Annotated in this window: 15 protein-coding genes, 1 tRNA gene and 3 pseudogenes; 7 read left to right on the top strand and 12 right to left on the bottom strand. The window is 41.2% G+C overall.

The annotated features are described in order from the left end of the window. Positions 1 to 3: 3 nt before the first annotated feature. From AC0L6R_RS06055 to AC0L6R_RS06025, 7 genes and pseudogenes are all read right to left on the bottom strand, one after another. Positions 4 to 1036: pseudogene (locus AC0L6R_RS06055) on the bottom strand (cytochrome c oxidase subunit II). A 22-nt stretch (positions 1037 to 1058) separates the two neighbouring features. Further along, the gene (locus AC0L6R_RS06050; protein ID WP_473270388.1) at positions 1059 to 2351 is read right to left on the bottom strand and encodes a quinol:cytochrome C oxidoreductase; all 1293 of its coding nucleotides are present in this window, start codon (positions 2349 to 2351) and stop codon (positions 1059 to 1061) included. 2 nt (positions 2352 to 2353) lie between these two features. After that, positions 2354 to 3058, bottom strand: coding sequence for a c-type cytochrome (locus AC0L6R_RS06045; protein ID WP_283414249.1), 705 nt, complete (start codon positions 3056 to 3058; stop codon positions 2354 to 2356). Positions 3059 to 3071: 13 nt separating this feature from the next. Further along, positions 3072 to 3603, bottom strand: a pseudogene (locus AC0L6R_RS06040) (DUF3341 domain-containing protein). A gap of 2 nt (positions 3604 to 3605) precedes the next feature. Next, positions 3606 to 4970 (bottom strand): NrfD/PsrC family molybdoenzyme membrane anchor subunit, encoded by a 1365-nt coding sequence (gene nrfD, locus AC0L6R_RS06035; RefSeq protein WP_283414248.1) that lies wholly within the window; start codon positions 4968 to 4970, stop codon positions 3606 to 3608. 17 nt (positions 4971 to 4987) lie between these two features. Continuing rightward, positions 4988 to 8073: pseudogene (locus tag AC0L6R_RS06030) on the bottom strand (TAT-variant-translocated molybdopterin oxidoreductase). Between the two features lie 39 nt (positions 8074 to 8112). Next, entirely contained in the window at positions 8113 to 9378 is a 1266-nt protein-coding gene (locus tag AC0L6R_RS06025; RefSeq protein ID WP_283414246.1) for a c-type cytochrome, read from the bottom strand. A 365-nt stretch (positions 9379 to 9743) separates the two neighbouring features. Here AC0L6R_RS06025 and AC0L6R_RS06020 point away from each other — a divergent pair. The 3 genes from AC0L6R_RS06020 to AC0L6R_RS06010 all read left to right on the top strand — a co-directional run bounded on the left by AC0L6R_RS06020 (position 9744) and on the right by AC0L6R_RS06010 (position 12677). Further along, positions 9744 to 9814 (top strand) — tRNA-Cys (locus AC0L6R_RS06020). A gap of 149 nt (positions 9815 to 9963) precedes the next feature. Continuing rightward, on the top strand, positions 9964 to 10434 hold the full coding sequence (locus AC0L6R_RS06015) for a (2Fe-2S)-binding protein (protein ID WP_283414245.1): 471 nt from the start codon (positions 9964 to 9966) through the stop codon (positions 10432 to 10434). Between the two features lie 2 nt (positions 10435 to 10436). Further along, positions 10437 to 12677, top strand: a complete 2241-nt coding sequence (locus tag AC0L6R_RS06010; RefSeq protein ID WP_473270387.1) for a xanthine dehydrogenase family protein molybdopterin-binding subunit — start codon at positions 10437 to 10439, stop codon at positions 12675 to 12677. Between the two features lie 9 nt (positions 12678 to 12686). Here the strand turns inward: AC0L6R_RS06010 and AC0L6R_RS06005 are convergent, their stop codons facing one another. The 5 genes from AC0L6R_RS06005 to rpsA all read right to left on the bottom strand — a co-directional run bounded on the left by AC0L6R_RS06005 (position 12687) and on the right by rpsA (position 17084). Then, a complete protein-coding gene (locus AC0L6R_RS06005) occupies positions 12687 to 13094 on the bottom strand; it encodes a hypothetical protein (protein WP_473270386.1) in 408 nt (135 codons plus the stop codon). A 56-nt stretch (positions 13095 to 13150) separates the two neighbouring features. Next, entirely contained in the window at positions 13151 to 14419 is a 1269-nt protein-coding gene (locus tag AC0L6R_RS06000; protein WP_473270385.1) for a hypothetical protein, read from the bottom strand. Between the two features lie 56 nt (positions 14420 to 14475). Further along, a complete protein-coding gene (locus tag AC0L6R_RS05995; protein WP_473270384.1) occupies positions 14476 to 14709 on the bottom strand; it encodes a hypothetical protein in 234 nt (77 codons plus the stop codon). Then, entirely contained in the window at positions 14691 to 15074 is a 384-nt protein-coding gene (locus AC0L6R_RS05990) for a hypothetical protein (RefSeq protein ID WP_473270383.1), read from the bottom strand. Before AC0L6R_RS05990 ends, AC0L6R_RS05995 begins: the two co-directional genes overlap by 19 nt. A gap of 240 nt (positions 15075 to 15314) precedes the next feature. Continuing rightward, the gene (gene rpsA / locus AC0L6R_RS05985) at positions 15315 to 17084 is read right to left on the bottom strand and encodes a 30S ribosomal protein S1 (RefSeq protein ID WP_283414239.1); all 1770 of its coding nucleotides are present in this window, start codon (positions 17082 to 17084) and stop codon (positions 15315 to 15317) included. A gap of 831 nt (positions 17085 to 17915) precedes the next feature. Here rpsA and AC0L6R_RS05980 point away from each other — a divergent pair. The 4 genes from AC0L6R_RS05980 (at position 17916) to AC0L6R_RS05965 (ending at position 21710) form a co-directional block, all read left to right on the top strand. Further along, a complete protein-coding gene (locus AC0L6R_RS05980; RefSeq protein WP_473270382.1) occupies positions 17916 to 19232 on the top strand; it encodes a DUF418 domain-containing protein in 1317 nt (438 codons plus the stop codon). A 37-nt stretch (positions 19233 to 19269) separates the two neighbouring features. Further along, on the top strand, positions 19270 to 20127 hold the full coding sequence (locus tag AC0L6R_RS05975) for an SDR family oxidoreductase (RefSeq protein WP_473270380.1): 858 nt from the start codon (positions 19270 to 19272) through the stop codon (positions 20125 to 20127). Between the two features lie 78 nt (positions 20128 to 20205). Further along, positions 20206 to 21210 carry an NADPH-dependent aldehyde reductase Ahr gene (ahr, locus tag AC0L6R_RS05970; RefSeq protein WP_473270378.1) on the top strand — a complete coding sequence of 335 codons (1005 nt, stop codon included), beginning with the start codon at positions 20206 to 20208 and terminating at the stop codon, positions 21208 to 21210. Positions 21211 to 21317: 107 nt separating this feature from the next. After that, a complete protein-coding gene (locus AC0L6R_RS05965; RefSeq protein ID WP_473270376.1) occupies positions 21318 to 21710 on the top strand; it encodes a RidA family protein in 393 nt (130 codons plus the stop codon). The last annotated feature ends 24 nt before the right edge of the window (positions 21711 to 21734 follow it).

The raw sequence follows: 21734 nt of genomic DNA, 5'->3' as shown, positions 1-21734 counted from the left end.
TTGTTACTTTTCAGTTAATTGAACTTCTGCTACTTCCTTTACCTCCGCAGACACACCAGAAGCCAAAGCTGGATTCATTTGGATAAAAGATCTCTGCTCCGCATACCACTTCTGATAAGCCTCAGGCTCTACTACCTCGATTACTTTTCTCATAGAGAAATGACCTCTTCCACAAATTTCTGTACAAGCAATCTCATAATTGAAATCCGGATTTCCTGTCTCTTCTCTCATTTCAGCAGTTGTCTTGGTAGGGACAAACCAAAAACGAGTTGGCATGCCAGGTACAGCATCCATTTTCAATCTCATATGAGGGGCGAATACTGAATGAAGCACATCCCTTGCTCTGATTTTAAAGAGCACAGGCTCCCCTTTAGGAATTACTACTACAGGAGATGGAAAATCATCAACAGAGTTTTTATCTGAGAAATCTATACCATGTGAATTAGTAGCTGTGATCAATCGATAATCATAGTCTCCTAATACATTGTCTTTACCAGGATATCTCTACTTCCCAAGCAAACTGATACCCCATAATCTCTATAGTATGGGCATTTTCAGGAGCAGGAGCAGTAATATCCGACCAAGCTACCCAACCTGAAATCACCAAACCTGCAAGAACGATTGCTGGAACGATTGTCCAGATTACCTCGAGCTTGTTGTTGTCAGGATAAAAGGATGCCTTACGCTTCTCGCTGTATTGATATTTGTATGGGAAAATGAAAAGCAAGATATGAGTGATCAAGAAAACTATACCAGTCACACCCATTGACCACCAAAACAAAGAATCTGTAATCACGCCATGCTCTGATGCAATTGGCAACTGATAATTATCAAATTCTTTGATAGAATACCAGAACATTAAAGCTCCTCCTGCTACCAGGAAAACGATAAATAATATAGCATTAACCTTATTACTCCCTGATGCGATCTTTTTATCCGATCCTTTTACAACTGAGACTAATGTTTGGATTCGATAGACCATCCATATTATGGAAAATATCAAAAGAACCCCTACTCCAATCAGAAATCCGTACATACCTTAATTATTTCGGCTGTTATTAAATGTGATGATTATAGCTTTCTTCAAGCATTGGATGGTTTTTAGGAACTAGGTTCCCTTTTGCCAATCCAGAAAGAACTACGAATGTGAATGCAGCTCCATATACCAAGAACATACCTACTTCCATAAACCCAACTCCTCCATTGTGTCCTAAAGTACCAGGCTGAACCATTAGGAAGAAATCCACCCAGTGACCAGCGATGATTAGAGCACAAACCAGTTTCAAGAATACTCCATGTCTTTTAGAATCTCTTGTCATTAATAACAAGAAAGGAAGGACAAAGTTTAGCCCCAAGTTCACAAATATGAAAGGACCATAAATATCGCTCGACAATCTTTCAATGAAGTACACTGTCTCTTCAGGAATGTTGGCATAATAGATCAACAGGAACTGAGAAAACCATAGGTAAGTCCAGAAAATGGTGAACCCAAAGATGAATTTACCCAAATCATGAACGTGATTCTCATTGACCATCTCCAACAAGCCTTGGCTCTTCAGGAAGATCGTGATCAAAGTAATCGCAGACAAACCTGCAACAAACCAAGATGAGAATACATACCAGCCAAATAGTGTAGAGAACCAGTGCGTGTCAATGGACATCACCCAATCCCATGCAGCTATCGAAGAAGATACAGCAAAGAAGATCAAGAAAAAGGCTGACCAGCTTCTGATTTTGTACCATGAAGAAGTGCCACCGATGATGTCTTCATTGTAAGTGAATTGTTGGAATTTCTTGAAAAAGAATACCCAGAATCCAAAGAACAATACCATTCTAAAGATGTAGAATATTGGGAATGTTCCTTTTGCCATAGGCCAATAGAAAAATGAACCTTTTCCATCGATTATGCTATCGTATTCCGGAGAAGACTTATCAAATAGATAAGCGTGAGTCCAATGGAACAAATCGTGATTTGCAATAAAGAAGGTAACGATCATCAAGATCCCTGCTATTGGCAACCAGTTACCAAGAGAAAGCATAACTCTAATGATAGCCGTAGACCACCCTGCCTGAGCAGCATATTGTATAGCGAAAAAGAATACACCGATAATAGCAATACCTGTGAAGTAGACATTATTTATCCACAAGTTAGCGTAGAGTCGCTCATACCAATGAAAAGCATGTCCTTCTGCTTCAGCTGCTTCGTGGTGACCACCACCAAACACCGCCATTAAAATACCAATGACTAGCAATGCAGCACCAATACCCAAAACCGTAAAAACGATTTTCTTAATAGCATCGGTGAAATCAAACTTCTGATCCAGATTAAAGTGTTGTACGTGATGAGCCATAATTAATTAGCTGGAGTTTCTAGTTGTGTAACATCTTGGTCTTCCGCTACTACTGCTACTGCATTATCAGCATTCTGACCACCTTGGATTTCTTGTTTCACGTAGTGAACAATTTTCCATCTGTTTTCTGGTGTAATCTGAGATCCATGAGCTCCCATTCTGCCTTTACCTTTAGTGATCACGTGAAAAATATGACCTTCGGAAAGTCCAACATAGGCGCCACCTGTCAAGTTAGCAACACCACCAATGATTTCTCCGACTTTGCCATCACCCATGCCACCTGTTCCATGACAGGGAGTACAGTAAAGTTGGTATAATCTTTTACCATCTGTAAGCACTTCATCAGATAGCTCTATAGGGTTTTTCATCGTAGCACCGGCTTCCTCTATTTCAAAAGCCTTGTAGCGATACGGCAAATAGCCTTGTTTATTTCTAGGAACAGTATTGGCAACAGGCTCTCGCATATTCATATTGTGAGGGTTGTTGATATTACTGTTAAAATATTCTCCCTTTCCATCTTCTCGGGTAGAGATCAAATCTCCCTTAGTCTCTGAATCCATGATTTGAGTCAATGGTTCGTAGGCTACCGAGTGGTACATCTGAGGGGCATATTCCAAGCCTTGATTTTCGCCTCCGGCTCTACAGCCCGCAAGGGCAATCCCTGCTGCTGCAATCCCTAAAATACTTAGTGTCTTAGCAATCTTCATTTTTCCAGATTTACTATTCAAAACTTTTTTTATTAACCTCTGATGCTCCAGAAGATTTCAATATCTCTTCAATCTTTGCCAATTCCATAGCTGAGTTATTTGCTATGTCAATTGCCATCACATGCTTATCGTCAGTGATTCTTAAATCAAAGATTCTAGGTTGTGCCCAAGGCTTCAGGTTAGTGCTTACCATAAATACGCCTACCATTCCGAATGATGCCAACAAGACAGTCAATTCGAATGTAACAGGAATAAAGTCAGGAAAAGCGCCATAATCCTTACCACCAATGATCATTGGCCAGTCAAACTTCATCATGTAAAACTGCATGGTCAAAGCCAAAGTAGTTCCAAGCAATCCGAATAAGAAAGCTGCAATTGGCAACTTACTTCTTTTATATCCTAGGTAATCATCTATCCCGTGAACAGGGTATGGTGAATAGACCTCATGGATTTTAATACCTGAAGACCTTTACCTGGGTGATTGCCTGAAGCAATACATCCTCGTCTTCATAAACTCCAGTAACAAAATGTGTATCTCTTTCCATGATTATTTATGCACTTTATCAGATGAAGACTTCAATACAGATTTCACTTCTGCCATGTTGATTACCGGGAAGAATTTGGCAAACAAGAAGAACAAAGTGAAGAACAAACCAAATGTGAATAGGTAAACTCCTACATCTGCCCAAGTTGGATAGAACATCGCCCAAGAAGATGGAAGATAATCTCTGTGTAGAGAGGTTACGATGATTACAAATCTTTCAAACCACATACCGATGTTCACTACGATAGACAAAGCGAAGGTAGCTACGATGGATGTACGGATTTTCTTAAACCAGAAAAGCTGTGGAGAAATAACGTTACATGTCATCATTGACCAATATGCCCACCAGTAAGGTCCTGTAGCACGGTTAATGAATGCATATTGCTCTGCTTCTACACCTGAATACCAAGCAATGAAAAACTCGGTGATGTATGCAATACCTACGATAGATCCTGTGATGATAATTACAATGTTCATCAATTCGATGTGACCCATTGTAATGTAATCTTCCAGTTTGTAGACCTTACGAGTTACAATCATCAGCGTCAATACCATCGCGAAGCCTGAGAAAATCGCACCCGCCACAAAGTATGGAGGGAAGATAGTCGTGTGCCATCCTGGTATTACTGAAGTTGCAAAGTCAAAGGATACAATCGTGTGTACAGAAAGTACCAGTGGAGTAGCCAAACCTGCAAGGATCAAGGAAACTGATTCGTATCTGCTCCAGGATTTTGCTGCGCCATCCCAACCAAATGAAAGTGCTCCGTAAATAATCTTTCTTAAACCAGTAGCTCTATCTCTAATTGTCGCGAAATCAGGAATCAAACCAATGTACCAGAATACAAGTGATACAGAGAAGTAAGTCGAGATCGCAAACACATCCCAAAGTAGTGGGGAGTTAAAGTTTACCCAAAGTGATCCAAATACGTTTGGAAGTGGAAGTGCCCAATAAGCTCCTAACCATGGACGACCCATGTGAAGAACCGGGAACATTGCCGCACAGATAACCGCGAAAATAGTCATCGCTTCTGCAGCTCTGTTAATTGAAGTTCTCCACTTCTGTCTGAAAAGTAAAAGTACTGCTGAAATAAGAGTACCAGCGTGACCAATACCAACCCACCAAACGAAGTTGGTGATATCCCAAGCCCAGCCTACAGTTTTGTTAAGCCCCCACATACCGATGCCTTCCCAAACGGTGGCAACGACTGCGATTGATCCTAAAGCCAAAACACCGGCAGACGTAAGGAAAGCTAGAAACCATCTGATATTTGGTTTTGCTTCTACATGGCGTGACACGTCATGCGTCACATCATGATAGCTTTTACCCCCGGTAACTAACGGCTCGCGTACGGATGAAGTAACCTGCATAGTTTATAAAATTTTGATTACGCTTCGTTTAAGTCTTTATTTCTGATTTTGGTAAAGTACCAAACGTTTGGACTCACGTTGATCTCTTCCAATACATGGTATGCTCTCTCCTCATTCACTTCCTTCAATGCTGAAGTAGTGTTCTCCTTAATCTTAAGAAGCTGAGAAACTTTAGAATTCGAATCATTCATGTCTCCGAATACCAACGCATCAGTTGGACAAGCTACAGCACAAGCTACATTGATGTCTCCATCTTTCACTTTGCGTTTCTCACGCTTAGCCTCTAGCTTACCAGCTTGGATCCTCTGCACACACATGGAGCATTTTTCCATCACACCACGAGCACGAACTGTTACATCTGGATTCAAGACCATCTTACCCAAATCATCATTTTGAGCAACATTGACTCCTGCGAAGTCTTTGTTATCGTGGTATTTGAACCAGTTGAATCGACGTACTTTATACGGACAGTTGTTTGCACAATATCTTGTACCAATACATCTGTTGTAAGTCATTTGGTTAAGTCCCTCAGAAGAGTGGGTAGTTGCAGCAACAGGACAAACAGTCTCACATGGAGCATTGTTACACTGCTGGCACATCATAGGCTGGAAAGTAACCTCAGGGTTGCTGGCCGCGACTTCCATAGCACTCAAATCATCTGCTGGAGCATCAGAAGAATAGTAGCGATCGATTCTGATCCATGCCATTTCTCTTCTGTTCAATACTTCCTGCTTACCTACTACTGCCACGTTGTTTTCAACCTGACAAGCCACAGAACATGCAGAGCAACCGATACAAGAGTTCATATCGATAGCCAATCCCCAGTGATGCTGAGAATACTGGTGACCTGACCAAAGTGAAATCTTGGAAGGTTTTACAAATTCACCATCCTTGTAAATATGTGGATGGGATCTACCTGCAGAAGCATCTTTTTGGTATTCGCTCAATACAGACTCCTGGATTACGTTTTCACGTCCCATGAACGTCTGGTGAGTTTGTGTACGTGCAATTTTATAAGAATCACCAGTTGCAGAAACTTCTACGCCTGAAGTAATATCGAAATTGACAAAGCCCTTGGAAGCATCCAGTAATTCGTAAGCATTAACACCCACTCCGTTTGCAACTCGACCAGCTTTTGTTCTACCATATCCTACTGCCAAACCGAAAGTACCTTCTGCCTGACCTGGTTGAATCAAGATCGGCACGATCAGCGATTTACCATTTACGGTAATAGAAGCTTTGCTGGTATGTTCTTCAGATTGAGTGACACCATTGTCATTTGCCCACTTCTGAGACACAGTCAAATAGTTATCCCAAGTTGCCTTAGAGATAGGATCAGACAATTCTTGAAGCCAAGGAACATTCGCATAAGCACCGTTACCGATACCTACTTTAGTATATATGACCAATTCCGGTGTTAGAATTACTCAGCAGAATAAGCTTTAGCTACAGCTGAAGCAGCAGCACTTACATCTCCTACTGGAGCTAAAGGTGCAGAAGTAGAATTAATAGCTAATACACCATTGTATAGGGTCTGATCCCAGAATTCTTGGAATGTACCGCCAGTCTCTACTTGAGTGAATACCTCACCCTGCCAGTTATTCTGTAAGAAATCATAGTAAGAAGTAGTATCACCTGCCCAAACCAAGAAAGATTCTTGTGCTTGTCTTGTATCAAAAAGTGGAGAAATGGTAGGCTGAGCTAAAGAGAAGTGACCTTTCTTAGGCTCAAAGTCATTCCAAGACTCTAGGAAGTGATGATCTGGTGCTACAATTTGTACTAAGGACGAAGTCTCATTTAAAGTACCATTAGTAGAGATACTTACTTTTGCTTTTGCGATACCAGCAGCGATCTCAGCTCCTCTTGCAAAATCATATACTGGATTACAGTTGTAGAAAATAACCCCACCAACTTTTCCAGCATTCAAATCAGTCACAAACTGATTCATTTTAGCGTCATCTCCTTTTCTGTAGTAAGCAGGATTAGCGAAATCAACCGTAGTTCCGTTACTACCAAGCAATTCATTGATCGCATTGATCACAACCTGTACGTTAGGATCGTTTGATCCAGAAATAACAAGGGAAGCTCCTTTGCTAGCCCATAGATCAGCAGCAGCTTTATCCAAATGCGCGATCTCTACTGCAGGAGCAGAAACTGTAGCAGCACCAGCTTTTTTAGCAATCGCATTGTATAGCGCTAATACAGCCAATCCGCTTTGAGAAGCTCTGATTGGCGTTCTGTAATCAGCATTTGCTCCAGCAAGTGACAACGTAGATTCAAACTGATAATGTCTTGACATTTCAGGCTTCTCTTTGCTGATTTTTCTTGTCTGAGCATATTGACGGGCAAATTCAATTGGAGAAATCCAAGATCCTAAGAAGTCAGCTCCGAAGGATACGATTGTTTTTGCTTTGTCAAATGAGTATGAAGGAAGAACTGCAGCACCATAGTAAGTCTCCGCAGCTTTTGTAATACCATAATTTGAAAGTGGATCGTACATGATCACTTCCACGTTTCCGTTTGCATTTGCCAGTTGCTGTATGGCCTGCATAGTGGAAGGTGAAATAATTGTATTGGAAACAATTTTCACTGAACCGGCGGAAGCTAGAGCAGATTTAGCTTGCGCATCAACTGTTTTCCAATCTGAAAGCTGTCCCCCGCTGTATGGACCCGCTAGTCTTTCTTTGTCATAAAGAGAAAGGATGGATCCTTCTACGATCGCATTTACTTTACCTTTATTAATAGGAGACAATTCGTTTCCGTCAATTTTGATCGGGCGACCTTCTCTTGTCTTCACTACAATGGAAGCATAATCGCCACCTGTAGCATAAGTAGAAGCATAATAGTTAGGAATAGATGGGTTGATATCAACCGGTTTATTCACATAAGGGATCATCTTTCTAACAGGAGCCTCGCATGCCGCCAATGAAGCTGCCGCTAAGCTGAATCCCATTACTTTCAGAAAATCTCTTCTTGAAGCACTACCCTCCTCGTTGAGTGTAGAAGGAAGCTCAGGGAATTCCCTGTCAGCGTTCTTTACAAACTCTGGATCGTTGTTGAGCTGCTCAAGCCCTTTCCAGTACGTTTTTTTATTTTCCTTCATTTTATGATATAAGAATGAATTTGCGAAAAGAATAATGAATTAATAGTGGCACTTAGCACACTCCAAACCTCCGATGTCTTTCACCTTCAAGGCATCTTTAGAATCAGAGTGAATCTGAACCAACTTATCGTAGTAGGCATTGCCTTCAGTAGTGATCTCGGTCTGTCTGTGACAGTCAATACACCACCCCATTGTTAGTGCACTATGCTGACCAACTACTTCCATTTCCTGAATAGGACCGTGACAAGTCTGACACTCTACTTCACCCACTACCACGTGCTGAGAGTGATTGAAATAGGCTAAATCTGGAAGATTGTGAACTCGTACCCATTCGATAGGCTGATTGTTATCAACCGCATCGTAGATTTTCTGAATTTCAGGAGAAACGCCTTCTGCTCCTTGCACATTCTGCACATGCGTATGGCAGTTCATACAAATATTAGCTGAAGGGATATTTGCAGATCTTCCTATCTCTACACCGGTATGACAATACTGACACTCAATCTCTAGAGTACCTGCATGAAGCGCGTGTGAGTAGGCGATTGGCTGCTCAGGCGCATAGCCCTGCTGTACGCCTACTGAATAAAGTCCATCCAAAGCTGTTTTAGCCACCAAGGCCACCACTAAGGCAGTGACGATAACCACAAACATATCGCTTTTAAATACTTTTCCTAGGTTAGTTTTCTGAGAGACAAATTCTTTATCATCTTCATCCAGATCCTGTTTTTTAAGGTATTTGGTTAATACAGATATTATCAATCCTAATACAACCAAAATCAAAAGTAGCACAACTACCAACACCCCTAGAATTATAGTAAGGTATTCGCTTGGAATCCCCCCTCCTTCAGCTACTTCACCACCTTCAGCTCCTGCTGATGCCGCCGCAGCCGCCGCTGGATCCACTTTATCACCGTACTCTATATAGGCTAGTAGATTATTTAGATCATCATCAGTCAAAAACTCATGAGCCGGCATCATCAGGCTGTTGAATTCCTTATACAAATTGGAATAGTAGGCATTTCCAGATGCAATTACAGCCGAAGAGTTCTTGATAAAACTTTTGACAGTTTCTACAGGCGCCCTATCTGAAGCACCTCTTAATGCCGGACCAGTGTACTTTTGATCCAGTTTATGACACTGCTTACAATTTGCATTGAATACAGTCTTACCTGCTGCCACAGCTTCATCGCTATTTGCCACTGATGGATCTGCTGCAAAAGCCTGCATTCCGATCAGCATGAAAAACAGCACTGCCAGTGTGTGGAAATTCAATCGAACCCCTACTAACGAGCGTTTGGATAACATATTATAGCTAATTAAATAGTTTAAGCGGTTTTTTATAACCCTTGCAAAGGTACTACCCGAAGCCAATTTTTCAAACTTGTCTTGATGTATGGCAGCGGCCTCACAGGAACTCTGTTTGATTTCATATACACTTGTATTACAGTTATTTAAGGTTATTTTCTGGGCTAATAATTAATTTAGAATCAATATAAATAGAATGTATTTTGTAAGCTTTTCAAACTTCTATTGAATTCCCACGATACAAGGCTCTTGTTTCTTGATTTCCAAATAGCGTAGAGCCTGATTTACTAGTAAAGATTTAAAATAAATAGGTGCTTTATTGTAAAGGAAAAGATATTAACTACATTTGCATTCCAATTCTGATTGGTCGAGTGGCCGAGTGGCTAGGCAGAGGTCTGCAAAACCTTCTACAGCGGTTCGAATCCGCTCTCGACCTCAACAAAAAGCATCCGCCGCGGCGGATGCTTTTTTATTTTAAGTCATCTGTATTTTTAAGATGGCTTTACCTTAAGTGGGCTAAATATATTTTCCGCATTGCATTTCCAGTGGACATTCATTAGTTTAAATTTTAAACTACTGATAATCATGCCACAAGACATTACCCTACATGTCAACGGGAAAACCAAAACCATATCCGCTGATCCCCAAGAACCCCTTTTATATATTCTGAGAGAGGAATTTGGGTTAAAGGGCGCAAAATATGGCTGCGGTCTTTTGCAATGTGGCGCATGCACAGTCATTGCAGATGCTCTGGCAGAGACTACATGCGTGAGACCTTGTGCCAGTTTTGAAAAGGTAGAAATCACTACGTTAGAAGGTTTGAGTAAAAATGGTGAGCTTCACCCAGTTCAAAAAGCTTTCATTGAAACCCAAGCTGCCCAATGCGGCTATTGCGTGAACGGGATGATCATGACCGCTGTAGCACTTCTGAAAGAAAATTCTTCTCCAACTGAGAATGAAATACGTGAGGCTTTGAATCCTGTTATCTGTCGCTGTGGCACCCATTCGCGATTTATCAAGGCGGTGAAGATGGCATCAGAAAACATAAAGTCTTAATTATGGAAGGAGTTCAGCACTACAACTCGAGTCGCCGGTCTTTCCTTAAAAGCACTGGACACCTACTAATAGGTTTCAATCTTTTACCACTCACATTCTGCCAAACCAAAGGTTCTCCAAATGAAATACCTCCCTATTCTGGCATTCCTTTTCGCCCAACTATCGACAATAAATTAATTGATTCTTGGATTAGATTGGATGCAACAGGACACCTGACAGTACTTTCAGGTAAGCAGGAGTTAGGGCAAGGTATAAAAATCGCCTTAATCCAAATTGCAGCAGAAGAACTGGATATTAATCCGGATCGCTGCCATATTATCAATTCAGATACAGGTCAAACTCCAAATGAAGGATTCACCGCTGGTAGCAATTCCGTAGAAGGTAGCGGAAGCGCTATCCGCCAGGCTGCAGCTGAGGCAAAACACCATCTATTAAAAATGGCTGCGGAAAAATGGAGTGTAAATCCGGAAAACCTTAGCGTAGAAGATGGGGTTATTATAGCTAACTCTGGTGAGAAAGTGAGTTATTGGGAGCTTTTGCAAGGCAAATTTATAGAGGAGAGAATCTCTGGAGATATTAAACCAAAAAAACCAGAAAACTACAAATATGTAGGACAACCCTTGCATAGGGATGATATCCGGAAATTAGTTACAGGAGAATCTCATTTTGTCCACGATCTACAAATGCCAGGGATGGTCCATGCACGAGTGCTTCATCCACCTTCCTACGACGCCACCTTAGAATCCATAGACCTTACCCAAGTTGAAGCTTTGCCTGGAGTACTCAAAGTAATCAGAAACGGGAGCTTTTTAGCAGTAGTCACAGAACGGGAATACCAGGCAGTAAAAGCAAGGGAAATGCTAAAAGAACTAGCAGTCTGGAAAAAGTCTCCAATCGCAATACTTCCAAGGCAATTAATGGATAACGTCCTAACTACTTCAGGAAAACCAGAGGAAGTAGAAATCTCACCAGGAATTGCAGAGCTTATTTCAAATTCAGCCATACATCATCAAGCGGATTATTTCCGCCCCTATCACATGCATGCCTCCATGGGACCATCGTGTGCAGTCGCACTTTGGGAACCAAACCTCCTAACCGTTTGGTCAGCTACTCAAGGAGTATATCCCGTCAGAGATTCAATAGCAGATCTGCTTTCTTTGGATAAAGAAAAAGTCCGATGTATAGGTGTTCCTGGTTCCGGGTGCTACGGACACAATGGCGCAGATGATGTGTCGGGAGAAGTTGCCATCATAGCCAAAGAATTTCCAGGTAAACATGTACGACTTCAATGGATGCGTGAAGACGAACACAAGTGGGAACCATACGGTACAACTATGGCTTTTCGTCTATCTGCAGGATTAGATTCAGCTGGAAAGCTCCTAGGCTGGGACAGCATAGTCTGGTCAGATTCTCATAGTACACGACCAAATGGAAGTGGCGGGAGTTTCATTGTGGCAAGAACTTTGGAACCGCCAGTTGAATTTAGAAAGGGCGGTTGGTCAGGTGGATCCCATCGAAATGGAGTTCCAGAATACAATTTCGAAGCCAAGCAACTCTACCTATTCAACTACGAGGGTCCACTCAGAACCTCATCACTTAGAGGCCTGGGTGCCTATGCAAATACCTTTGCCATGGAGGCGTTTATGGATGAGCTGATCCACAAAGCTGGAAAAGACCCGATTGATTTTCGGATAAAAAACTTGGAGGATCCACGTGCCAGAGCCGTTTTGGAAGAGCTCGCTCAAAAGACCAATTGGAAAAACAGATCTAAATCAGCTAATAACGGATTCGGAGTCGCCTACGCGAGGTATAAGAATGCCACCTCCTATTTTGCTGTATTAGCAGAAGTGGAAATCGATAAGGCAGCCAAAAACTACAAACTCAAAAAACTCACTGGCGTAATCGATTCTGGACTGACTATAAATCCTGATGGACTGAGAAACCAAACCGAAGGCGGAATGATCCAATCTGCCAGCTGGACCATGATGGAAGAAGTGCAGTTTGACAAAGATGGAATCACCAGTGTGGATTGGAATACTTACCCGATCCTACGGATGAATGAGGTACCAGAAGTAGAAGTGCACATTATAGACAGACCAGAAACCAAACCAATGGGAGCAGGTGAAGCTGCAATGGGGCCAGTGGCGGCTGCAATTGCCAATGCTGTGTTTGATGCAACGGGAAGCAGAATTAGGAATCTGCCGATTAAGGCTGATAAGATAGACTGGGAATCGGTCAGTTAATCTAAATACTTATTCTATTTTCTTGAAAATATAAGCACATCTTTCACGGCACCGGGCAGGATAAACTGGGCTTATGGCAAGATTTTGACCTTCCTTTGTCATTGAATACGTCTGTTCAGTGCCTTGATCTTCACAATCAAAGAACACTGTTAGCGTTAAATCCGCCACTTTATATTCGCCATCAGTGCACCTGAAAAACCCATGAGATATTAACTCACCATCTGGAAAAAAAGTGACAGTTTTGCCTGATGGCTCATATTCAGTTCTTGAAGTAACTGACCCATCACTTCCTTCATATTGATAGAGCTCCCATGTACCAACCAAGCCTTCAGAAGTCAACTCAAATGGCAGATTCTCATCTTTATCACAGGATGTAAAAGAAAGTAGCGCTATAATTCCAATCCAAAAGTAGTTCATAGTCAGTAGTTTGAAAGTAGAATTAGGACGAAAGTGCTCATCGATTCGCTACAATTCTACAATAATGAAGACACGTCAACACTCAAAAATCTAGAATCACCTGAGCCAGTTAGAATATTAACATACAATTTCATCCCACTCCAGCTCAAACTTGCTATTCCGATATTGATATTTTCACTTTCTTGGAAATCTGTAACTTGGATCATCTGCTGGGTGGTAACATTCTTAATCCAAACTTGATTTGCTCCAGATCTGTCGGAAACAAAAGCAAGCAGATCTGAATTTGAAGGAGAAAAAGAAGGATTGCTATCGTTCCAATCAGAGACTACCCAATTTCTCAAAGTAGTTGGACTACTCAAAGCAAATCCAACAACATCATAAGAAAAGCCAATTGGGATGTCTTTTGGAACAGTAATTCCATAGGCTACACTTTTCTCTTCAGTAGAATAATTCATTCCAAGCATAGGAGCATAGTCATTCTCAATATCTTCCACATCTCGAAGAATCGCCTTAGGATTAGTGGCAAATGGTGAAAGATTATAGGAAATGACGCTTTGATCTCCTTCATCCAAGCTATCCAGGAAATAGATCAAGGTCGTATCCCCAGAGCCAAAAACAGGAAAGTAGCTTAGGAAAGAATCACTGACAATTTCCTCAACCTCACGTGAAGCAACCGAATATACTTTGATAGCTGAGGTGCTTTGCCCTCCACTCACGAAAACCGCCTTCTCGCCACTTGCAGACCAAGATGGATATTGACCATTTTCAAAAATTAACTTTTCAGACTTACTATTGAGATCAAAAACAAAAACCTGCTGGGCCTGGACACTAGATCCCGCTTCTGAAATGGTATAGATCACTTTAGTCCCAGCAGGAGAAACTTGTGGATGAGTGATATAGTCGAAGCTGACTTTTTCAAGAATTGTTTGAGAAGCAGGAAGTTCATTCGGCACGACCATCACACGGTTCGTTCTATTGCTTACGTTTGCTCTTTTGGCAATCACGAAAAACTCCTGTCTCACGCCAGGCTCCAATCCCTCCACCAGATAAGATAGCTGTCCAGCTGGGATTTCTACAAGTTTATAATTGGTACTGGAAGTAAGCGACTTTGTCCATACTTCGTAGAAAGATGCCAGAACGATGGAAGGGCAGTTGATAGTACAAATCTGTGCTGAAGACCAAGTGAGCTCCACACTAGTTTCATCAACGAGTCTGGTACTAAGTGTAGGTGTTTCCAAAAAACTCCCATCCGGTATAGGATCATCGAAGTTTTGGCAGGAGGAAAAAGCAAGGATCAGGACAAAGAGTAAAGCAATATTCTTCATAATTTATTTAGTTAAATCCTGTACGGATTTAAATGGGTTAGAGGTTTGGGCTAATTTTAGAATTGATATCCTACGCCAAGTTGAACCCCAAATTCCTGCAACATTTGCTTGTAGTTCCCTTCTTTTTCAAAAGGAATCACATTATGTCTCTTGTAATTAGGGAAAATAGAAAAGGAAAACTTCTCTGTATCCAACGTTGCACCAATACCGGCCAAATAGCCAACTCCACTTTGGTCAGAGAAATTATTCCCTTCGGAAAGCTGGAAATCTACTACAGGACCAGCTGCCAAGCATAAAAAATCTTGCCTAGAGAATATTCTGCATATACTGGAATAGAAAGAATTCTGAAATCAGGATTATGAGAATAGCCATACAAGCAATTTATACATGGAGGGAAATTAGGATTGTATTTTATTTGCGCAAATGAATAATTTAAACCTCCACTCAGCGAGAATTTCTCACTTATACTTTTCGAAAGCAAAACACCAACCTCCATTAACTTCTCAATATCCACTGAGCTAGCTCCATCGAGATCTTCGTTCCAATTGGCCATAGCTCCTGAAGCTCCAAAATATCCTTTCACTTCTAACCTAGATTGTGCAGTCACCGAAATACTAATTAAAAGGATAAAGAATAGTAAAAGTGCATTTTTCATAAGATCGAAATTAATGATAAAAATAGTTTAGCCAAGACGAAAGAAGTAGCACGTGTGCTACAAATTAATTTCATGAAGGATCTATTTTTCTAGCCGCAAGTCCAGCTTCTGGAGAAGCAGGACAACAAATAGAATTGTGCCCTTCGTGTTCCCTTTGTGTCCTTCGTGGTTTAAAACAAAAAAACGCCGACTTTTCAGCCGGCGTTTTCTATTTGGAAATTTCAAATTTTAGATCTGAAATTATTTTTTGCCTTCCATTTGCTCTTTCAATTGAGTCAAAGCGTCCAAGTCACCAAGAGTTGACTTCTCAGCTGGAGCAGAAGTAGTAGAAGCAGAACCGGAATCAGATTTCTTCTTAGCTTCTTTCTTAGCTGGCTTCGCTTCTTCTCTGAACATTGCTGTGTGAGAAAGAACGATTCTCTTATCATCTTTAGAGAATTCAGTTACTTTGAAATCCAAAGACTCACCAACCTCTACTTGAGATCCGTCTTCTTTTTCCAAGTTCTTCACTGTAGCGAATCCTTCAAGACCGTAAGGCAATTCAAGAACTGCACCTTTGTCATTCTTAGAAACTACAGTACACTTGTGCTCAGATCCGATAGGGAATACACCTTCGAAAGTATCCCATGGATTCTCTTCCAATTGCTTATGACCAAGAGCCAATCTTCTGTTGTCTACGTCAAGCTCAAGAACAGCTACTGCTAGCTCGTCTCCTACTTTCACAAACTCAGATGGATGCTTGATTTTCTTAGTCCAAGAAAGGTCAGATACGTGAACCAAACCGTCGATACCTTCTTCCAACTCAAGGAATAGACCGAAGTTAGTCAAGTTTCTTACCACACCTGTGTGCTTAGAACCTACAGCGTACTTAGTACCCATGTCGTTCTTAGTCCATGGATCTTCAGTCAATTGCTTGATACCAAGAGACATTTTTCTGTCGTCTTTGTCAAGAGTCAATACTACAGCTTCGATTTCGTCACCAACTTTCACAAAGTCAGCAGGATTTCTCAAATGCTGAGACCAGCTCATTTCAGACACGTGGATCAAACCTTCAACACCTGGAGCAAGCTCAAGGAACGCACCGTAGTCAGCTACGTTTACGATCTTACCTTTAACTCTAGATCCGATTTCAAGGCTAGACGCCAAAGAATCCCAAGGATGAGCAGTAAGCTGCTTCATACCCAAAGAAATTCTCTTCTTATCATCATCAAAGTCAAGAACCACAATCTGAACTTTCTGATCAAGTTGCAATACTTCTTCAGGATGATTGATACGTCCCCAAGAGATATCTGTAATGTGAAGAAGACCATCTACACCACCTAGATCGATGAATACACCGAAGTTGGTCATGTTCTTGATCACACCTTCCAATACTTGACCTTTCTCAAGGTTGTTCAAGATCTCAGCTTTTTGCTTCTCAAGATCTTTCTCGATCAACACTTTGTGAGATACTACTACGTTATCATTTGCGTGGTTGATTTTCACCACTTTTACTTCCATTTTCTTACCTACATAGATATCGAAATCTCTGATAGGCTTCACATCGATCTGAGAACCTGGCAAGAATGCTTCTACACCGTAGATATCTACGATCAAACCACCTTTAGTTCTTCTTTTCACCAAACCTTCGATCACGTTGTCATGCTCAAGCGCATCTTCGATGTCTTGCCATGCACGTACGATCTTAGCTTTCTTACGGGAAAGGATCAACTGTCCAAGTGCGTTTTCCTGCTCTTCGATGAATACCTCTACTGTATCACCTGGCTTGATGCCATCAAGGTCACGGAATTCAGAAAGAGGAACTAATCCATCAGATTTGAAACCGATGTTGATGATTACATCCTTATCATTTACACCTACTACAGTGCCTTTGATAACTTCTTTCTCAGTGATCTCGCCCAATGTATTCTCATACATTGCAGCCATTTGCTCACGCTCTGCTTTGGAATAACCTTCTCCAAAACCTTTGGTTTCGAAGTTGTCCCAGTTAAAATCTTCTTGTTTTGACATAATGTACTAACCCTGAATAGCAATAGTCCCCGGGTCAAAGAACTATCGTTTTTAGTTGTAAATCAATGCGTTAAGCAAAACCAACACACTCCATCCACTCGAACGGACTGCAAAGGTATGGAATTATTGATAAAGGAGGTGTTTCAAGTAAAAAAAAGCATAGAATTGAAGGTGAAGCCCAAAGAAGCTTTAGCTAGCAAGTTTTCTTATAACCATTTTTTTTTGAATTGATTCAATGGCTCAAAGGAATAGGATTACAATAGCCACTACCCGCTGCAAATACCTATTTCCGAAAAATCCCGCCTAGCGTTCGGACAATTTTAGAACAGGTTCGTCCAATTTAGTTTCGATTTCAGCTTTAATTTCAAGTACTTCAGAGAAGATCAAAAGCAGGAAAGTTGACAACCCCTACTTTTGGCCGCCTATTTTATAGAGGCACTTTTGACTCTTCAATATTATATGTATTGAAGCCACCAACATATTAAGACTATTTTTTTGATAAAGGGTGATTGCATTTTTCTATCAATGCTGTTTGGAATTGCAAAATTTTGAACGGCATTGATTTTTTTTTGAACCGACTTCGTCAGGCAGTGCCAAGACAGGGTAGCAGTTTTTGATTAAATAATTTCCTGTTTGCTACTACTAATTCGCATGAATTATATACTAGAGAGAAATCATTTCGATTTATAGTTGCTCTGATAAAATAACCAAGCAGTTAGGACATTTTTGAAAGGCATTCGTCCTAAACCAGTTCATGTTTTTCTTGTAAATGAATAGCTTAAATAAGCTACTGGAAGGTTTAAAGCTATTAGCATAGCAACAAAAGAAACTATGGAACAACCCCTCACACAAGAACTGATTCCTGTTAAGCAATCAGATCGAATACTTTCCTTGGACGTAATGCGCGGGATTGTACTTTTTGGAATACTCTTGATGAACATCAATGGGTTTGGTTTAGCGCTAGCCTACGAAGACCCAACGGTATCTGGAGGGTCTACCGGTCTGAATCTGTACACTTGGATGATGACCAACCTATTTTTTGAGGGGACTATGCGGGCCTTGTTCTCCCTGCTTTTTGGGGTTGGGATGTATATTTTCTTGGATCGATTACTTAAAAAAGGTGCAGGGATCAAAGCAGCTGATGTTTATTTCCGCCGACTGATGTGGCTTTTGCTTTTTGGACTAATACATGGATACCTTCTGCTTTGGGTTGGCGAGATCTTGTACCAATATGCCTTAATGGGATTCTTGGTGTATTCTTTTCGCTCGATGGTACCAAAATATCTGGTTGTCACAGCGGTGATACTTTTTAGTATTGGGACTCTTTGGAACTATATAGACTACCAAAAAGACAAAAAATGGATAGCCAAGGTGACCGAAGCCCAGGCTTTACTAGTAGCAGGTGAAGAACTTCCTAAGGAATTAAAGATGGCTAATGAATCTTGGGAAAGACGAGAAGCCAAAAGAAGTCCTGAAGCAATAGAGGAGCATAATACAGAAATGCGAAAGGGGTACTTTTCTGTAGTAGCTTTTCTCGCTCCCACCAATTACGACTTCGATGTCAACTGGCCTTATCGAGGTGATGTTTGGGATGTACTGAGCATGATGCTGATTGGGATAGCTCTTTTCAGATGGGGATTACTCACAGCTGAAAAATCAGTAGGGTTCTATTTCACTTTGGCGTCCATAGGCTATGCAATTGGTCTTGCCATTAACTACTATGAGATGCAACTGGTCATAGATGACAACTTCTCCTTGCTTTCATTTAGTAAATCGAATATCACTTATTACTGGGGAAGAGCTTTTGTAGCGATGGGCCATGTGGGACTAATTATGCTTTTTTGCAAAGCTCCTATTCTCATCTGGCTGAAAAATGGCCTATCCGCTGTTGGCAAAATGGCGCTGACAAATTACATGATGCATTCAGTGATCTGCATGATTGTCTTTACAGGTGTAGGTTTTGGGATGTTCGGAAAGCTAGAGCGCTACGAGTTGCTTTATGTGGTTTTTTCTATTTGGGTTTTTCAATTCATTCTAAGTCCAATTTGGCTCAGGTACTTTCACTATGGACCTATGGAGTGGATTTGGAGAAATCTGAGTTACATGAAAGTTCATCCATTGAGAAAAGGACCACCTCTGACACTTTAATGTTTAAAACAGTAAGAAAATATACAATCCAGTTTTCATGAAAAAAGTACTAGTCACAGGATCAAACAGAGGTATAGGTTTAGAAATCGCACTTGCATTTGGCAGAGCTGGATATCAGGTCTTTGCGACTATGCGTACTCCCTCCAAAGCGACTACACTCTCTGAAACAATCAAAGCAGAGGAACTACCTATCAGCATGCACAAGATGAATGTCAATTCAGACATATCCGTGAAGGCGATCATGGATGAAATACTCTTGGAAGATGGCCCAATCGACATCTTAGTCAACAATGCGGGAATAGGTTTGAATGGATCAATAGAAGAAATGCCTTTATCCGAATTCAAAGGGGTTTTTGAGACCAATGTATTTGGAGCTGTACGATGTATTAAAGCAGTTATCCCGGCGATGAGAGAGCAAAAAAGTGGATGTATTATAAATATCACTTCTGTGTCTGGACGACTAACTACTTCTCCATTGGGATGCTACTCTGCTAGCAAATTTGCGCTGGAAGCAATCAGCGAAGCACTAGCCCAGGAGGTAAAACCATTCAATATTCGAGTAGGAATAGTAGAACCTGGAATCATTGATACCGATATGGCTCACGAGATTCGAGGAGCTTCCTCTTCCATTTACCCTACCTCTAAACGTATGGCAGATCTTTTCCATGCCTCTCTGAAGAACCCAACATCAGCTGCGCTAGTCGCTGAAAAAATTCTAGAATTCGCAGAAAGTGACTCTTGGTACCTGAGACATCCTGTTGGCCCAGATGCCCTTCCATATATCCAATGGAGGCAATCTATGACTGATGAGGAATGGATAAATAGCCATAGCCTCCCAGAAGAAGAGTGGTACAATTCCATAGAGCGCGATTTTGGAATGGATGCTAGGAGATAGGAAGTTGGAAGACAGGAGAAAAGACCATCTCCTAAAATAGTTTAACGGTTAATATCAATTCTAAAAATTTACAATACGATGAAAGTATCAGCATTTGCGGCCGCTGGCCCACAGGAAAAACTTGAAGCTTTCTCCTACGATATGGGAGAACTAGGATCGGAACAGGTCGATGTAAAAGTAATCAATTGTGGAATCTGCCACTCTGACCTAAGCATGATTAATAATGATTGGGGGATGACGGCTTATCCAATCGTACCTGGTCATGAAATTATAGGTGAAGTCATCGCCACAGGAGATGCTGTAAAAAACATCAAAGTCGGTGACAAAGTAGGTATTGGCTGGTTTTCAGGATCTTGCATGGCATGCCACGAATGCATGGATGGTTCACATCATCTATGTGCATCTGCTGAATTCACCATTGGAGGAAGACATGGGGGCTTCGCTGATTATGTTAGAAGTCATTGGTCTTGGGCGATTCCACTTCCTGAAGGAATTGATTTGGCAAAAGCCGGACCTTTACTTTGCGGAGGAATCACAGTATTTAACCCCATCATTTTAGCGGGAGTAAAAGCAACAGACAAAGTCGGGGTAATTGGTATCGGTGGTTTAGGTCACATGGCTTTGAAATTCCTCAATAAATGGGGATGTGAAGTGATTGCTTTTAGCTCCTCCCCCGGTAAGAAAGAGGCAATCTTAGCAATGGGAGCAACTAAGGTGGTTGACTCAACTAATCCTGATGAATTAGCTACCATCGCTGGATCATTAAATTTCATTCTCAATACCACTAATGTAAGCTTAGATTGGAATTCATACCTGACTGCTTTAGCTCCTAAAGGGAAATTCCATAATGTAGGTGCTGTTTTAGAGCCAATGGCAATTCCTGCATTTTCATTAATCACAGGAGAAAAATCTGTAGCCGGAAGTCCTCTGGGAAGCCCTACTCTTACTCGAACCATGCTTGAATTCTGTGTAAGACATGATATTTATCCAATAACGGAAGAGTTCCCTATGTCAAAAGTAAACGAGGCTTTGGAGCATTTGAAATCGGGAAAAGCTAGGTACCGCATCGTATTAAAAAATTAATTTTTAGATAAAGGCGTTCGATCTCATAAACTTCCATTTTACAACAAATAGGCTCGGTAGTTCCCTACGATTGATCGCCCCTACTAATCAGGTAAATTTAACTAACCATGAAATCAGAAAAACCAGAGTATTTCTGCCTCAGACCTGAGGTGGAAAAAGCATATGGCTACAGCCATGCTGTCAAGATTGGACATAGTATCAAAGTTTCCGGTGCAGTCAGCATGGATGAGGAAGGTACGCCAACAGCAGTTGGTGATCTTCTTCAGCAAATGAAAAACTGCTACAGTGATCTGGAAAAAGTATTAGCTCATTATGACTGCACCTTTGAAGATGTGGTTGCAGAGAATGTATTTACCACAGACATGCCTGCATTTTTGGAGCATGCAGCTTATAGGAATAGCATTTATACAGAGCACTTCCCTACAGGTACATGGCTGGAGGTTAAAGGACTGGCGTTACCCGAATTTCTGATCGAGATTGAATTGGAAGTACATAAATGATGCCTTTCAGAAATCATAAATAAT

Source organism: Algoriphagus sp. 10J20-15 (assembly GCF_055809615.1).
This window is presented reverse-complemented; position numbering and strand designations above follow the sequence as displayed.

Coding starts and splice junctions, on each gene's coding strand:
- AC0L6R_RS06010 (WP_473270387.1), top strand. CDS start 10,437: ATGGAAGGAGTTCAGCACTACAACTCGAGTCGCCGGTCTTTCCTTAAA.
- ahr (WP_473270378.1), top strand. CDS start 20,206: ATGAAAGTATCAGCATTTGCGGCCGCTGGCCCACAGGAAAAACTTGAA.
- AC0L6R_RS05980 (WP_473270382.1), top strand. CDS start 17,916: ATGGAACAACCCCTCACACAAGAACTGATTCCTGTTAAGCAATCAGAT.
- rpsA (WP_283414239.1), bottom strand. CDS start 17,084: ATGTCAAAACAAGAAGATTTTAACTGGGACAACTTCGAAACCAAAGGT.
- nrfD (WP_283414248.1), bottom strand. CDS start 4,970: ATGCAGGTTACTTCATCCGTACGCGAGCCGTTAGTTACCGGGGGTAAA.
- AC0L6R_RS06025 (WP_283414246.1), bottom strand. CDS start 9,378: ATGTTATCCAAACGCTCGTTAGTAGGGGTTCGATTGAATTTCCACACA.
- AC0L6R_RS06015 (WP_283414245.1), top strand. CDS start 9,964: ATGCCACAAGACATTACCCTACATGTCAACGGGAAAACCAAAACCATA.
- AC0L6R_RS05975 (WP_473270380.1), top strand. CDS start 19,270: ATGAAAAAAGTACTAGTCACAGGATCAAACAGAGGTATAGGTTTAGAA.
- AC0L6R_RS06005 (WP_473270386.1), bottom strand. CDS start 13,094: ATGAACTACTTTTGGATTGGAATTATAGCGCTACTTTCTTTTACATCC.
- AC0L6R_RS05990 (WP_473270383.1), bottom strand. CDS start 15,074: ATGAAAAATGCACTTTTACTATTCTTTATCCTTTTAATTAGTATTTCG.
- AC0L6R_RS05965 (WP_473270376.1), top strand. CDS start 21,318: ATGAAATCAGAAAAACCAGAGTATTTCTGCCTCAGACCTGAGGTGGAA.
- AC0L6R_RS06045 (WP_283414249.1), bottom strand. CDS start 3,058: ATGAAGATTGCTAAGACACTAAGTATTTTAGGGATTGCAGCAGCAGGG.
- AC0L6R_RS06050 (WP_473270388.1), bottom strand. CDS start 2,351: ATGGCTCATCACGTACAACACTTTAATCTGGATCAGAAGTTTGATTTC.
- AC0L6R_RS06000 (WP_473270385.1), bottom strand. CDS start 14,419: ATGAAGAATATTGCTTTACTCTTTGTCCTGATCCTTGCTTTTTCCTCC.